This is a genomic window from Deltaproteobacteria bacterium (assembly GCA_005879795.1).
In the GTDB taxonomy this organism is placed as follows: Bacteria; Desulfobacterota; Binatia; order DP-6; family DP-6; genus DP-6.
Genome location: VBKJ01000041.1, coordinates 1 through 13,197 on the forward strand (window position 1 = coordinate 1; position 13,197 = coordinate 13,197).

14 protein-coding genes are annotated in these 13,197 nt (G+C 72.5%); 5 read left to right on the top strand and 9 right to left on the bottom strand.

Annotation, left to right across the window (positions count from 1 at the left end; all coding sequences use genetic code 11):
• Positions 1 to 21: 21 nt before the first annotated feature.
• The 5 genes from E6J59_01780 to E6J59_01800 form a co-directional block, all read right to left on the bottom strand.
• On the bottom strand, positions 22 to 789 hold the full coding sequence (locus E6J59_01780) for a glycosyltransferase family 2 protein (protein ID TMB23504.1): 768 nt from the start codon (positions 787 to 789) through the stop codon (positions 22 to 24).
• Positions 790 to 907: 118 nt separating this feature from the next.
• Positions 908 to 1,855, bottom strand: a complete 948-nt coding sequence (locus E6J59_01785; GenBank protein TMB23505.1) for a glycosyltransferase family 2 protein — start codon at positions 1,853 to 1,855, stop codon at positions 908 to 910.
• The gene (locus E6J59_01790) at positions 1,848 to 2,939 is read right to left on the bottom strand and encodes a DegT/DnrJ/EryC1/StrS family aminotransferase (GenBank protein TMB23506.1); all 1,092 of its coding nucleotides are present in this window, start codon (positions 2,937 to 2,939) and stop codon (positions 1,848 to 1,850) included. The genes E6J59_01785 and E6J59_01790 overlap by 8 nt, the downstream gene beginning before the upstream one ends.
• Positions 2,906 to 3,520, bottom strand: a complete 615-nt coding sequence (locus E6J59_01795; protein ID TMB23507.1) for an N-acetyltransferase — start codon at positions 3,518 to 3,520, stop codon at positions 2,906 to 2,908. Before E6J59_01795 ends, E6J59_01790 begins: the two co-directional genes overlap by 34 nt.
• Positions 3,439 to 4,431, bottom strand: a complete 993-nt coding sequence (locus tag E6J59_01800) for an NAD-dependent epimerase/dehydratase family protein (GenBank protein TMB23508.1) — start codon at positions 4,429 to 4,431, stop codon at positions 3,439 to 3,441. Before E6J59_01800 ends, E6J59_01795 begins: the two co-directional genes overlap by 82 nt.
• A 107-nt stretch (positions 4,432 to 4,538) precedes the next feature.
• On the opposite strand from E6J59_01800, the gene E6J59_01805 reads away from it, so the two are divergent.
• Positions 4,539 to 7,298, top strand: a complete 2,760-nt coding sequence (locus E6J59_01805) for a glycosyltransferase family 39 protein (GenBank protein ID TMB23509.1) — start codon at positions 4,539 to 4,541, stop codon at positions 7,296 to 7,298.
• Between the two features lie 73 nt (positions 7,299 to 7,371).
• On the opposite strand, the gene E6J59_01810 is transcribed toward E6J59_01805, so the two are convergent.
• The gene (locus E6J59_01810; GenBank protein TMB23510.1) at positions 7,372 to 8,916 is read right to left on the bottom strand and encodes an acyl--CoA ligase; all 1,545 of its coding nucleotides are present in this window, start codon (positions 8,914 to 8,916) and stop codon (positions 7,372 to 7,374) included.
• Positions 8,917 to 8,991: 75 nt separating this feature from the next.
• On the opposite strand from E6J59_01810, the gene E6J59_01815 reads away from it, so the two are divergent.
• From E6J59_01815 to E6J59_01825, 3 genes are read left to right on the top strand one after another with little or no spacing between them, the layout of a single operon-like run.
• Positions 8,992 to 9,258, top strand: coding sequence for a hypothetical protein (locus E6J59_01815; GenBank protein TMB23511.1), 267 nt, complete (start codon positions 8,992 to 8,994; stop codon positions 9,256 to 9,258).
• Complete coding sequence (locus tag E6J59_01820) at positions 9,255 to 10,529, top strand: alpha/beta hydrolase (protein TMB23512.1); 1,275 nt, start codon at positions 9,255 to 9,257, stop codon at positions 10,527 to 10,529. The genes E6J59_01815 and E6J59_01820 overlap by 4 nt, the downstream gene beginning before the upstream one ends.
• Positions 10,502 to 11,332: a sugar phosphate isomerase/epimerase gene (locus tag E6J59_01825; GenBank protein TMB23513.1), complete on the top strand. Its 831-nt coding sequence runs from the start codon at positions 10,502 to 10,504 to the stop codon at positions 11,330 to 11,332. The genes E6J59_01820 and E6J59_01825 overlap by 28 nt, the downstream gene beginning before the upstream one ends.
• Here E6J59_01825 and E6J59_01830 read toward each other — a convergent pair.
• Both E6J59_01830 and E6J59_01835 read right to left on the bottom strand, forming a co-directional pair.
• Positions 11,224 to 11,784 carry a type II toxin-antitoxin system VapC family toxin gene (locus E6J59_01830; GenBank protein TMB23517.1) on the bottom strand — a complete coding sequence of 187 codons (561 nt, stop codon included), beginning with the start codon at positions 11,782 to 11,784 and terminating at the stop codon, positions 11,224 to 11,226. The two genes, E6J59_01825 and E6J59_01830, sit on opposite strands and share 109 nt — an antisense overlap.
• A complete protein-coding gene (locus E6J59_01835; GenBank protein TMB23514.1) occupies positions 11,690 to 12,124 on the bottom strand; it encodes a nuclear transport factor 2 family protein in 435 nt (144 codons plus the stop codon). The genes E6J59_01830 and E6J59_01835 overlap by 95 nt, the downstream gene beginning before the upstream one ends.
• Positions 12,125 to 12,256: 132 nt before the next feature.
• On the opposite strand from E6J59_01835, the gene E6J59_01840 reads away from it, so the two are divergent.
• Positions 12,257 to 12,724, top strand: a complete 468-nt coding sequence (locus E6J59_01840; GenBank protein ID TMB23515.1) for a hypothetical protein — start codon at positions 12,257 to 12,259, stop codon at positions 12,722 to 12,724.
• A 129-nt stretch (positions 12,725 to 12,853) separates the two neighbouring features.
• On the opposite strand, the gene E6J59_01845 is transcribed toward E6J59_01840, so the two are convergent.
• The coding region (locus tag E6J59_01845) for an amidohydrolase (GenBank protein TMB23516.1) at positions 12,854 to 13,197 on the bottom strand (344 nt) is incomplete at its 5' end.

Consider the following 13,197-nt stretch of genomic DNA (forward strand, 5'->3'; position numbering starts at 1 on the left):
CACCCCCGACGGGGTTGCCGCTCAGCGCCCCAGCTTGGCGCGCGGCGCCCGGATCTCCGCGCGCAGCGCGAGGAGCTCCCAGAACGCACGCGCGATCACGCGGGGGTTGCCGCCGGTCTGCGTTCCCACCCGTCGCGGCAGGTGGTGCACGCCCACCTCGACGATGCGCGCCCCGGCGCGCTGCGCTTTGCCGAGCAGCTCGGCGTTGATGAGGGCGCCGTCGGACCTGAGGTCGAGGCCGGCGACGAGATCGCGGCGGAGCAGCTTGAAGGCGCAGTTGAGGTCGCGCACGCGCACGCCGAGGAGGGCGCGGACGAGGAGACGGCCGAAGAGCCAGGCGTAGAGGCGCCGGAACCACGGATCGTGCCTGCGCAGGCGATAGCCGGCGACGATGTCGGCCCGCGCCGTGTGCGGCAGCAGCGGGAGCAGCTCGCGCAGATCGAACTGGCCGTCCGCGTCGGTGAAGAACAGCCAGGGCAGGGTGGCGGCGGCGAAGCCCGAGCGGATCGCGGCGCCGTAGCCCCGGTTGCTCGGGTGGTGCACGGCGCGGACCTCGGGCGTCTCGCGGGCAAGCGCGTCGGCGAGCGCGCCGGTCCCATCACGGCTGCCGTCGTCGACCACGATGACCTCGAACCGTCCGCCGAGCTCGCGCAGCACCGCGAGCGCGCCCGCGACGGTCGCTGGCAGGTTCGCGGCCTCGTTGTAGGCGGGGAGGACCACGCTGAGCGGGATCGCCGCCTGGGCGCCCGTGTTCGCCGTTCCCTCCGACGTCCCCCCGGTCCCGTCCATCTCACCGCTCCTCCCGCAGCGCCCGCTTGTCCACCTTGAACATGGGCGCGTGAGCGGCAGCTCGGCGAGCACGGTGAGGCCGTCGGGGCCGAGGGGTCGGCTCGAGCCGCCCGCACATCTAGTCGAGCCGCTCCTGCGCCTCCCGCCCGGTCCCTTCGACGACGCGGTCCACGATGAAGAGCGGCCGCCGCTTCGTCTCGTCGAGCGCGCGCCAGAGGTACTCGCCGAGCACGCCGAGCGTGACGAGCTGGACGCCGCCCATGACAAGGATCACGACCATGAGCGCCGTCCACCCCTGGATCGGGATGTTGTTGGTGAGCCGCAACACGGTCACGACGACGGCGTGCGTGAAGCCGGCGACCGCGAACAGCACTCCCAGGAGCTGCACCAGGCGGATCGGGAAGTACGAGAACGAGACGAACGAGTCGATGAAGTACTTGAGCCTCTTCCGGAGCGTCCACATGCTCCGGCCCTTCTCCCGGGCGCGGCGAGCGTAGGGAATCGTCGCGCGCCGGAAGCCGGTCCAGAGGATGAGCCCCATGAGGGTCGTGTTCTTCTCCTTGACCGCGACGACCGTGTCGACCACCTTGCGGTCGATGAGCACGAAGTCGAACCCGCCGACGGGCATGTCGGGCAACGCCCATCGCCGCATCGCGCGGTAGTAGAGGCCCGCGACCAGGCGCTGCACGAAACCCTCCGCGCGCTCCGCGCGCACGGCGAGGACCACCTCGTGGCCCGCGCGCCACAGCGCGACCATCGCTGGGATGAGCTCGGGCGGATCCTGGAGGTCGGCCGAGATGAGCACCGCGGCGCGCCCGCGCGCATGGGCGAGCCCCGCGACGCAGGCGGTGAAGGAGCCGAAGTTCCGCGAGAGCTTCACCAGCCGGGCGCGCGGCTCGCGCGCCGCGTACTCCTCCAGGACCCGCCACGACCCATCCTCCGACCCGTCGTCGACGAAGACGTACTCGAACTCCGGCCCGGGTGCCGCGCGTTCGAGCGCCGCCGTGAGGTCCGGGAGGCTCTCCTCGTTGTGGAAGACCGGGACGACGACGGAGATATCAACCATGAAACTCCAGCACCGCACTGACGACGGCCGCGATCTCCGCTTCGGTGAGCTGGGGGAAGAGCGGCAGGCTCACGAGCCGACCGGCCGCGGCTTCCGCGACCGGGAAGGCGCCCGGTCCGAGGCCCCAGGCGCGGTACGAGGGCTGGAGGTGGAGCGGGACCGGGTAGTGGATGAGCGCGGTCACGCCGCGTCTGCCGAGATGCGCCAGCAACTCGTCGCGGCGGTCCGAGAGCACGGGGAAGAGGTGATGGGCCGATTCGCCGCCCGCCGTCACGGCCGGGATCTGGACCCCGCGAACCTCGCGCGCGTAGATCGCGGCGATCTCCGCGCGGCGCCGGTTCCAGGCATCGAGGTGGCGCAGCTTGACGCGCAGGATCGCGGCCTGCAGCTCGTCCATCCGGCTATTGAGCCCCTGGATCTCGTGAACGTAGCGCGTCCGCTGCCCGTACTGCCGGAGCATGCGAAGCTGTTTCGCGAGCCCGGTGTCCGACGTGGCGACGGCGCCCGCGTCGCCGTACGCGCCGAGGTTCTTCGACGGATAGAAGCTGAAGCACGCGAGCACGCCGAAGGTGCCGACCTTCCGCCCGGCGTAGCGGGCGCCGTGCGCCTGGGCGCAGTCCTCGACCACCGGCACGCCGAGCTGGAGGAGCGGCGCGAGGTCGGCGGGGCTGCCGTAGAGATGAACGGGGATCACCGCGCGTGTACGCCGCGCGACGGCCGCCCGCGCCCTGGCCGGATCCATCATGAGGGTCGCCGGATCGATGTCCACCGGCACCGGCGTCGCCCCGGTCATCCGGATACCGGTCGCCGTCGGCACGCACGTGTTGGCGGGGAGGAGCACCTCGTCGCCGGGCCCGACGCCGAGCGCAAGGAGCGCGAGCGCCAGGGCCTCCGTGCCCGACGCGCAGGCGACGACGTGCTCGACGCCGAGCCACTCGGCGAACTCGCGCTCGAATCCCTCGCCCTCCTCGCCCAGGAGGAAGCGGCCGCGCGCGAGCACGGCGGCCACGGCCGCGTCCACCTCGGCGCGGATCGCGGCGTACTCGCGCGCTAGGTCGCCGAACGGGACCGTCGATGTCGACATGTGCGCGGCCGGCTCGCCGTCCTGGCGCCGCAGAAGCAGACCCAGCCCGCCTGCCGGAGCGGGTTTCCGTAGACGAGCACATGGTCGGGTACGTCCTTCGTCACGACGCTTCCCATCCCGACCATGGCCCAGCGCCCGATGGTGACTCCCGGACCGATCACCGCCGCCCCACCGAGCGATGCCCCCTCCCGCACGGTCGTGATCGCGGGCTCGACGGGGCGCCGGCTTCGCGGCAGCGGGTCGTTCGTGAAGGTCACGTTCGGACCCACGAAGACCCGATCCTCGAGCCGGATGCCGTCCCAGAGGTACACCCCGCACTTGACCGTCACGCCGTCGCCGATGACGACGTCGTTCTCGACGAAGACGTGCGAGTTGATGTTGCAGTTGCGGCCGATGCGCGCCCCGCGCAGCACGTGGACGAACTCCCAGATGCGAGTGCCGGCGCCCACGTGGGGCGTGTCGACGATCGCCCGGCGGTCGACGTACGTGGCCGCCGCGGTCACCAGTAGTGGGCCTTCCACTTCCGGTAGTAGTCCACCGTCGGACGGATCCCGTTCTCGACCGACGTCCGCGGCTGCCATCCCACCACGTTTGCGATTCGGGAGATGTCGCCGTAGAAGTCGCCCGGCTCCTGCGCTGCGCGCTCCGGCGAGAACGGCGCGTACTCCCAGCGTCCCGTGCCGGCAATCGCGATCAACGTTTCGGCAAACTCCTGGAAAGTGGTCGGCGTCCCGGACCCGACGTTGAAGACCTGACCGTGCGCCGCCGGACACCGGGCACACTCGACGAGCGCGTCGACGCAGTCGTCGACGTAGAGGAAGTCTCGCTTGATCGATCCGTCGCCGAAGATCTCGATCGTCTGCGCGTCGATCGCGAGTCGCACGAACCAGTTCGCCACTCCGTACTGCGAATGACGCATCTGCGCCCGGGGACCGTAGACGTTCGTCAGCCGCAGGTTGACGGAGCGAATGCCGAACTGCTCGTGGTAGACCTGCATCATCCTCTCGGCCGTGAGCTGCGAGATCTCGTAGATCCCCTTTGGATTGGTCGGCGCGTCCTCGGACACCGGCAAGCGCGCCGCGGGCCCATACTGCCCCCGGGTCCCTGCCCGCACGATGATCACGCTGCGGTTGTGCGCCTTGCAGGCCTCGAGGAGGATCGCGCTCCCCTTGATGTTGATGTCGATGTCGTCGAAGGGGTCGACTACCATGCTGCGGAGGTGGCTCACCTGCGCGGCCAGGTGGAAGACGTAGTCCTTTCCGCGCACGATGTAGTTCATGCCGTGGCGGTCGCGGATGTCCGAGATGTTGAGCGTCACGCGGTCCCGGATCGGTTCGATGTTGAAGAGGTTCCCGCCGTAGTCGGGAATCATCGCGTCGAGGAGCGTCACCCGCGCGCCGAGCTCCACGAGGCGGATGGCGAGCGCGCTGCCGATGAACCCGACCCCGCCCGTGACGAGGACGTTCGCGCCGTCGAAGTCGCGTGCCGTCATGCGCGTCGTTGCCGCCGGGGAACGGGTACGTACCGAACCGCGAGGGCGCCGGACCTTAGCGGGAGCGCGCTGCGGTTGTCCAGCGCCGCCGCGCTCCTCACGCCCGCATGATCGCCGCGGGGGACCTCCTGGCCGCGTCGCCCCGGATCGCGCAGGGTCTCGCGCTCGTGGTGCTGATCGGCGCGGTCGCGCTGCTCGTCCGCTCGCTCTTCGCCGCTTCCCGGCCGGCCCCGGACGCCAGGGCGACCATCGGCCGCCGCCACGAGCTCGCGCTGCTCGGCCTCGTCCTCACGGGCGCGGTCGCCATGCGCCTCGCCTGGTGCCGGAGCGACTTGACGGCGCCCTTCTGGTTCCCGGAGGCCGAGACGCTCCACGTGGCCAAGCTCCTCCAGTCCGGTACCGCCTGGAGCGCCTGGCGGCGGTCGTGGGGCAACTTCCAGGTGGGCTGGCTCCACGACTCGCCGCTCATGCTGCCCGTCGCGCTGGCATTCCAGCGGGTCCTCGGGCCGTCGTTCCACCTGCCGCTCGTGATCGGCGCCTTCTACGGCACGGCCGGCGTGCTCCTTGCCTGGGCGGCCGGCCGCGCAGCCCACTCGCCGCCCGTCGGCCTCCTGTTCGCGGCCTTCGTCGCGGCCTCGCCGCTCGAACTCGTCTGGTCCCGGCTCGGCGGGCTCTACATCGCCTGCGTGCCGCAGGTATTGCTCACGATCTGGCTCGGCTTGCAGGCCGGCCGGCGCGGCTCGCTCGTCCTTGCCGTGCTCTCCGGCCTCGTCGCGTGGTCGAGCCTGTACTACTACTACGCGGCGCGCGTGGCGATTCCGCTCGTGCTCGTGGCCGTCGCGCAGGGCCTCCAGCGCACGCGGACGAGCTTCCTGAAGGCGGTGGCCCTCGTCGCCTGCCCGGCCCTCACGATGGCCGCCGTCTTCCTCCTCTGCCGGATGGAGGCCGTTTTGCCGACTGTTTGGCCGTCCTACACCGGCTACATCGGCAACCGGGGCGAGCACAGCCTCGCCGAGGTCCTGCAGACGATGCGGGGCAGCGTCGACGAGTTGGACCGGCAACTCCGGTACGCCCTCGAGCAATACTTCCTCTACGACCGGGCGGGCGCCGGCTACTTTCACGGGCAGTGGCTGCAACGCGGAGGCGGAAGGGCCCTCGGCTGGGGGATCGATCATGGCGGTTTGTGCCTCGCCCCAGCCGCGGCGCTCGGCGGGCTGGGTCTGCTCTCCGCCCTCCGGCGACCGACGCGCTCCTTCCTGTGGCTGCTCCTGACGGCCGCCGGGCTCGCGTTGCCCGTCCTGAGCTTCACCACGGCGCGACGGCTCCTCGTTCTCGACCTCGGCTGGTGCGCGCTCGCCAGCCTGGGCGCGTTCACCGTGCTCCGCTCGCGGCTCTGCGACGCCCTCCCCCCCCGCGTCGTCGGGGGCCTCGCCGTCTTCGCGTTCGCGCTCCTCGGCGCGTGGTCCTTCACGTGCGTGACGCTCCTCAACGCGACGCTGCCGAAAGGGGGGGGTGAGCCGATCCCCTTCGGCGAGTCCGGTTTCGGGGACGGGCTCACGTGCCTCCGCTGCTTCGAGGCAGGGCACGAATGGCGGCGCGAGTTCGCCGCGGGCGCCTTCGTCGTCCTCAGCGAGAACGACCTCGAGCGCGAGAATCGGACCAGCCCGGGCGGCCTCCCGCTCTACGGGAAGCTCGCCGCGCTCGTCGCCGGGCAACCCGACCGTTTCCTCGACCTCTACGCAGCCATGGCCGACTTCGACGTCGAACCGCCGTCCGTTGGGCCGCTCTACGACGGCACGCGGATGAATTTCGACGCGTGGGTCGTCGAGCGCATCGAGAAGGCGCAGCCCAGCCGCATCCTCTGGCACTTCGAGCGACCGACCCAGTGGGAGCGCTGGCTTGCGGGCCGGCTCGCCCGCGCGGGCGGCACGCTTCGCACATTCACGACGCCGCTTTCCGCCACGCCGGCGATCGAGGTCGCGACGCCGTGGGCGGCGCGCGACGGCGCCTTCGCCGTGCTCCGCGAGCTGGCGGCGCCGCTCACCGGGGACCCGGCTGCCTGCTTCGAGCTGCGGAAGGTTGCCACGACGCACGCAGAGTCGCTGCCGCTCGCACTCGCCGGCGTGCCCGAGGAGCGTCCCGCCGCGGCGCCCGACTGGGCCATCGGCAGCTGGCACGTGCTCCAGTACCGCGGCCGGACGATGCCGGCCACGGAGCCCGCGGGCCTCGCCGTCGAGCGCGACGCGGGCATGGGTGGGGTGCGTATCCACCTCCTCGGCCGCTGGGGCGAGTACGGAATCTACGAGGCGCCGTCGGGCGCGACCCGTGCCGCCAGCGTGCCGGTCTCCGCTCGGCAGGGGCTCGGCTGCGCAGTGCGCGTCGGAGAGCGCTGGTGGATCGTCGATCCGACGACCGGCCGGCTCCTGCCCACGGATCCGGGCGCCGGCTGGGTGCCCGCCGGGGCGTGGACCGGGATCGGTCGCACCCCCGATGGTGATGTCCTGCTCGCCTCGGCCGAGCAGGCGCTGGTCGTGCTCGACGTCGCCCGGCACGCCGAACGGGCCCGCTTCTCTGCGCTGGTCGGGCCGTCGCGCCGGGTGACGACCGGCGAGTGCACCCCGGTGCTCGCCGGCGATGGCTGGTACGCCACGTTCAACAACCTCACCTCGGCGCTGAGCGTCTACGACACCGCCGGCCGCCCGCTCGGGACGGCGCGTCTCGACCGAGTCCTCGGCCTCGGCGCGAACACGATCACGGCCGTCGGAGCCGCCGGGAACCGGGTCGGCGTGGGCTACGCCACGAACGTCGACACACTCGAGCTCGAGGTCCACCCGGGCTGCACGGTGCCGGCGTCGCCGTCGCCATAGGAACGAAATTCGGCGTGAGCTTCGTCGCCACCCTGCGCGGGTAGCTTGTCCGTGCCGGCGGCCGCCCCGGCGGTCAGCGCCTCCCCCGCAGCGCCTGCTTGTCCACCTTGAACATCGGCGTGAGCGGCAGCTCGGGCAGCACGGTGAGCCCGTCGGGCCGCTTGAAGCTCGCCAGCTCCGCGCCGAGGAAGGCGCGCAGCTCGGCGAGCGTCGGCGGGTCGGCGGGGTCGCGCGGCACGACGAAGGCCCAGCCCACCTCGCCGAAGACGGCGTGCGGCACGCCGACCACGGCCGCACGGGCGACCCTGGGGTGGCGGGCGAGCAGGTCCTCGATCTCGGCCGGGTAGACGTTGAAGCCGCCGCGGATGAACATGTCGCTCCGCCGCCCGTGGAGGTGGAGGTAGCCGCCGTCGTCGAGCAAGCCCACGTCGCCCGTCTGCACCCAGCCCTCGGCGTCGATGGTGGCCGCGGTGGCCTCGGGGTCGCGCCAGTAGCGGACCATCGCCGCGGGCGAGCGGACGACGACCTCGCCCGGCACGCCGGGGGGCAGGGGCACGTTGCGCTCGTCGATGATGCGGAGCTCGACGCCGGGGGTGGGCCTGCCCACCGTGGTGGCGAGGCGCTCGGGCGGGTCGTCGGGGAGCGAGGCGGTCGCGATCGCGACCTCGGTCGACGAGTAGCGGACGCTCACCTCGACGCCGAGCGTGTCCCGCACGCGGCGGATCAGCTCGGGCGAGGACGGCGCGCCGCCCAGGAGCACGCTCTCGAGCGACGAGAGGTCGCGGCGCGGGCGATCGGGGTGGTCGAGCAGCATCACGAGCTGGGTCGGGATGCCGCCCAGCTGCTCCAGGCGCTCGCGCTCGATCGTCTCGAGCACGGCGGCGGGGTCGAAGGTGTCGTGGACGAGGGCCGCGCCCCGGTGCGCGAGCTGGATCGCGATGCGCGCCATGGTGCCCACGTGCGCGAAGGAGAGGCCGGCGGCGAGGTGCTTGCGGGCGGGCGGGGCGCCGCGCGCGTGGCGGCGCGCCTCGATCTCGGCGACGGCGAGGAGGTTCCGGTGCGTGAAGCAGGCGCCCTTCGGCGCGCCCGTCGTGCCGCTCGTGAACACGATGGCGACGGGGTCGTCGGGGGCGACGGCGACGGCCGGCGGTGGACCGCTCCCGCCCAGGTCGGCGACCGCCCCGGCCGTGCTCGCGGTAAGGCGCGCGGCCGGGAACCAGACCACCTCGCGCAGCTCGGGCAGCCCCGGGCGCAGGTCCTCCACCGCCGCGCGGAAGTCCGCGTCGTGCCAGCGCTCGACGGCGAGCAGGAGCGCCGCGCCGGAGCGGCCGAGGACGTGCCCGATCTCCGTCCGCCGGTAGCGCACGTTGATGCCGGTCGTGATCGCGCCGAGGCGCGCGGCGGCCAGGTAGGCGACCAGGTAGAAGGGGGTGGAGGGCAGGAGGAGCGCCACCACGTCGCCGCGGCCGATGCCGCGCGCGGCGAGTGCCGCGGCGGTCCGGTCGGCGAGCGCGTCCCAGTCGCGGTAGGTGAGGCGCTCGCCCCGGTAGCGGAAGGCCTCCGCGTCGGGCGCCTCGCGCGCGGCCGTGCGGAGGAGGTCGCCGAGGACGCGGGCCACTCCCGGATCCAATGGCACAGGCCCGCGCGCTTGCAAAGGCTTGCCGCCCGGCGCCGAACCGTGGCAGGACGGCGCATGATCCCCACCCAGGGCGTGAATCACATCGCGCTCAGCGTCGCGGACATGAAGCGGACGCTCGAGTTCTACACCGGCGTGCTCGGGCTCCGCCTTCTCGGCCTCTTCCCGATGCACGGCGTGCCGGGGGCGTCCTTCAAGGGGCCCGACGGCGAGCAGCTCGAGGTGACCTACCAGACGCGCCCGCTCGGCGCCGAGGAGCTCGACGCGGAGACGTTCCGGGCGCTCGGCATCTCGGCAGAGGAGCGCGCCACCATGACGCGATGACGGCGCGCCTCCGCTTCCCCCACGAGTACGCGGCGCTCGATCCGGCCGTGCGGCGCGAGATCGTGGACTGCTTCGCGGCCGACGGGCTCCCGACCGGCGCGGGCATCCTCTACCTGCCGCCGCGGAAGGACCCCGACGTCGCCGTCCTCGCCATGCACCCCCGCGTCGATTTCTTCCGCCACTACCTCGTGCCCAGGCTCGTGGGCGCCGGCTACGCGTTCCTGGGCGCGCCGACCCGCAATCTCAACAACGACGCCGACGCGCTCCACGAGCGGCTCCTCCTCGACGTGGCGGGGAACGTGGCGTGGCTCCGCGAGCGGGGCTTTCGCCGGGTCGTCCTGCTCGGGAACTCGGGCGGCGGCTCGCTCTTCGCCTTCTACCTGGCGCAGGCGGGCAAGCCGCCGGCCGAGCGACTCGCGCGCGCGCCCTCCGGCGACCGCGTGCCGCTCGGTGAGGTCGAGATGCCGGCGGCCGACGGCCTCGTGCTCCTCGCCGCGCATCTCGGCGAGGGCGTCTTCCTCCTCGACCGCCTCGACCCGTCCGTGATCGACGAGGCGAACCCCACCGCCGTGAACCCGCGCCTCGACATGTACGACCCGCGGAACGGCTACCGCCCGATGGCGGACGGCCCGTCGCGCTACGCGCCCGACTTCCTGGCCGCATTCCGCGCCGCGCAGCGCGCGCGCTGCGAGCGCCTCGACCGCCAGGCGCTCGGCTGGTGCGAGGAGGCGGCGTACTTCCGCGGAAAACTGAAGAGCGATGGCGCCCGGATGGCGCCCGCCGAGCGCGCGCTCGTGAGCCGCCTGGCGCTCCAGCGCCGCTACCTGCTCGTCTACCGGACCCTCGCCGATCCGCGCTACCTGGATCCGAGCCTCGAGCCGTCGCCGCGCCCGCTCGGCTCGATCTTCTCGTACGGCCGCGACCCCATCCACGGCAACTACGGCGAGGGGCTCGGGCGCGTCATGAGCGCGCGGGGGTGGCTGTCGACCTGGTCGGGGCTCCAGTCGAACGCGGCCTGCGAGCGGACGCTGCCCGACGTGCGCGTGCCGACGCTCGTCGTGGCCGCGCTCGCCGACACCGACATCTATCCCTCCGAGTGCCGGCGCGCGTTCGAGGCCTCGGCGGCGCGCGACAAGGCGTACGCGGAGCTGGCGGGAGCGGATCTCTACCTCCGGCCCGCCGGCGCCGAGGGGGCGACGCTCGGGGACCCGAAGGATCGCGTCGCGGACGAGCTCATCCTGCCGTGGCTGCGCGAGCGCTGGCCGCTCTGAAGGCGCACGAGCGCCTCTCGATCGGCCACTACATGCTGCGGCGGTGGTCGCTCGAGGAGGACGTGCGCCACCTCGAGCGGCTCGGCTTCCGCTCGATCAGCCTCGCCAGCACGAAGCTCGGCGCGTACGGAGTCGAGCGCGCGATCCGGCTCCTCCGCGCGTCGGCGTTGAAGGTCGCGCACGTGGGCTCGTACGGCTGGTTCGGGACCGAGCGCCGCACGATCCGCAAGGGCATCGAGCAGGTCCGGCGCGCCATCGAGTGGGTGCATCGCCTGGACGGCGACGCGCTCTTCGTGATCAGCGGCGGGCGGAACGGTGCCTCGTGGGAGGCGGCCGCGCGCGCCTACCGCGATGCGTACGCGCGTCTCCTTCCGGAAGCGACGGCGGCCGGCATCCGCCTCGCCATCGAGGTGATCCATCCCCTGCGCCAGGACCTGTCGTTCATCAACACGCTCGCCGACGCGCGCGAGATCGCGCGGGCGGCGGGCCGGCGCGGGGGCTACGTGCTCGACTTCTTCCATTCGGCGTGGGAGCGGCGGCTCCTGGAGGCGGTCCGCGCCGATGCGGCGGTGCGCATACACGCCGTGCAGATCTCGGACGTGAAGCGCGTCACGCTGCGCACGATGGACCGGGCGCTCCTCGGGAAGGGGATTCTCCCGCTGCGCGCGATCGTCCGCGCGCTCGAGCGCGGCGGCTACCGCGGCTGGTACGAGGCGGAGATCATCTCCGACGACCTCGAGCGGATGGGGTACGAGCGCGCGCTCCGGCAGACGCGGGCGGCGTTCGCGCGGCTGGTTGGATAGGCGCCACGCGCGATGCGCCATCCTCGGAGGCGCCGACTAGCCAGCTGGTCCTTCCACACGTCGAATACCGGCACGCCGGTTCCGGCAAAATCTGCGACGTTCCTGGTGACCACCGTGCAGCCATGGTGCAGCGCCGTCGCGGCGATGAGGCCGTCGACCACCCCGAGCAGTCTTCCCCGCCGCTCGACGAGCGCCGTCACGCGCCCCCAGATCGTGGCGACCGTCGCGTCGATCGGCAGGATGCGCTCCGCATTGGTCAGACCGGTCTGTTGGGAAGCTGTGGGTCGGCGCGAGCGCTGTCGAGCCGCTGCCGGAGCGTGCAGGCGTGAGCTGCAGTGCCCGTTCCGTCGAAGGCGCTCACGCTCCGGCGAAGACGGAGCCCGGGGCGTTCCCGTCGACCCGTGCCCGCCGGTGCTCGAAGAGCCAGCGCGCGCCGACGCGTGTGAAGCGATCCCGGTAGCGCCCCCAGTGATCGGGCCCGTGTTCGGTGATGGCGAGGAAGTACGCCTCTGCGCTCGCGCTGTCGGAGCCGGTCACCTCGATGACGAGGTTGGATACGTGGTGACGGATCAGGGGCCGCCCGGACGCCACGGCAAGGCGTCTCCCCGTTTTCATGAAGAACGCCCGGATGTCCGCGCGGCCCCGCGCGGGCGGACGGTCACCGGCCTCGAGCGTCCCATCCTGCGTGAACAGCTCGACCAGCTCGTCGATCCGTCCCCGGTCGACGAGGTGCGCGTAGCGCGCCACCGTCTCCCGGATCGCCTCGCGTGCCGCCAGCTCCCAGAGCTCCATGTGGTCACCTCCGTGCCTGCCCCCGTCTCTTGCACACCGCGGGCCCCCGGAGCGAGGATGGCGTTCGTGACGGCCCCGGCAGCGGCTGGCGGTCGGTGCCCCGAGCGTGGCGTCCAGAACGGGTGACCGGAGGTGCCGATCCCCCGGCGGCTCACGCGACGGTGGTTCCGCGCCCGCGGGCTGATCCTCGCTCTGCCACTCGCAGGCGCCTGCGCGCGCGGCCCCGTGGTCGTCGAGGAGGCGCCCGAGCCCGTCGTCTGCCGCCACGGTCCCGAATGCGACGCCAAGTGGCGTCGCGCGCGCGAGTGGGTCGGGATGCACTCCCGCTGGCCGATCCGTGAGGACACCGACGCGCTCATCGCGACCGACGGCCCCGACGACACGCGCGACCCCGCCTTCGTCATCCGCCGCGTGGCCAGCGGGACGAGCGCCGGGACCGACGTCATCGTGTTCGGCGCCGGCTGCACCGACCGTGTTCGCGCCTTCGTCGATCATGTGCCCGCGCGCGGCGGCCGGTGGCGGAACGTGACGGGCCCCGACGCGAAGTACACGGAGTGCACACCCCCGGTCGACGAGCTGGAGGCGAGCTTCGTGGGCTAGGGTGATCTGGATCGCCTTCACGCCCGGGCTGTCCTATGTGGGCTATCGATCAACATAAAGATCGACATCCGCCGGGGGGCTGCCGGGTCGACGGCCGCGGAGCCCGGAGCTCTCGCACCCCCGAACGGCTCACTCGATCCCGTAGAGCCGCGCCGCGTTCCGCCACACGATCAGGTCGCGCTCGCGCGGCGGCACGTCGGCGAACTGCTCCGCGACGGCCTCGCACGAGCGCGGCCAGGTCGTGTCGCTGTGCGGGTAGTCGCTCGACCAGAGGATGTTCTCGAGGCCCGCCTCGTGGCGCAGCTTCACGCCGGGACGGTCCTCGATGAAGGTCGCGTGGCCCTGGCGGTACCAGTACGTGCTCGGCGGCTCGGCGATCACCGACTTCGTCCAGAAGCGGTGCTTCTTGAAGGTCGAGTCCATGCGCTCGAGGTAGTATGGGATCCAGCCGATGCCCGTCTCGACCACCACGA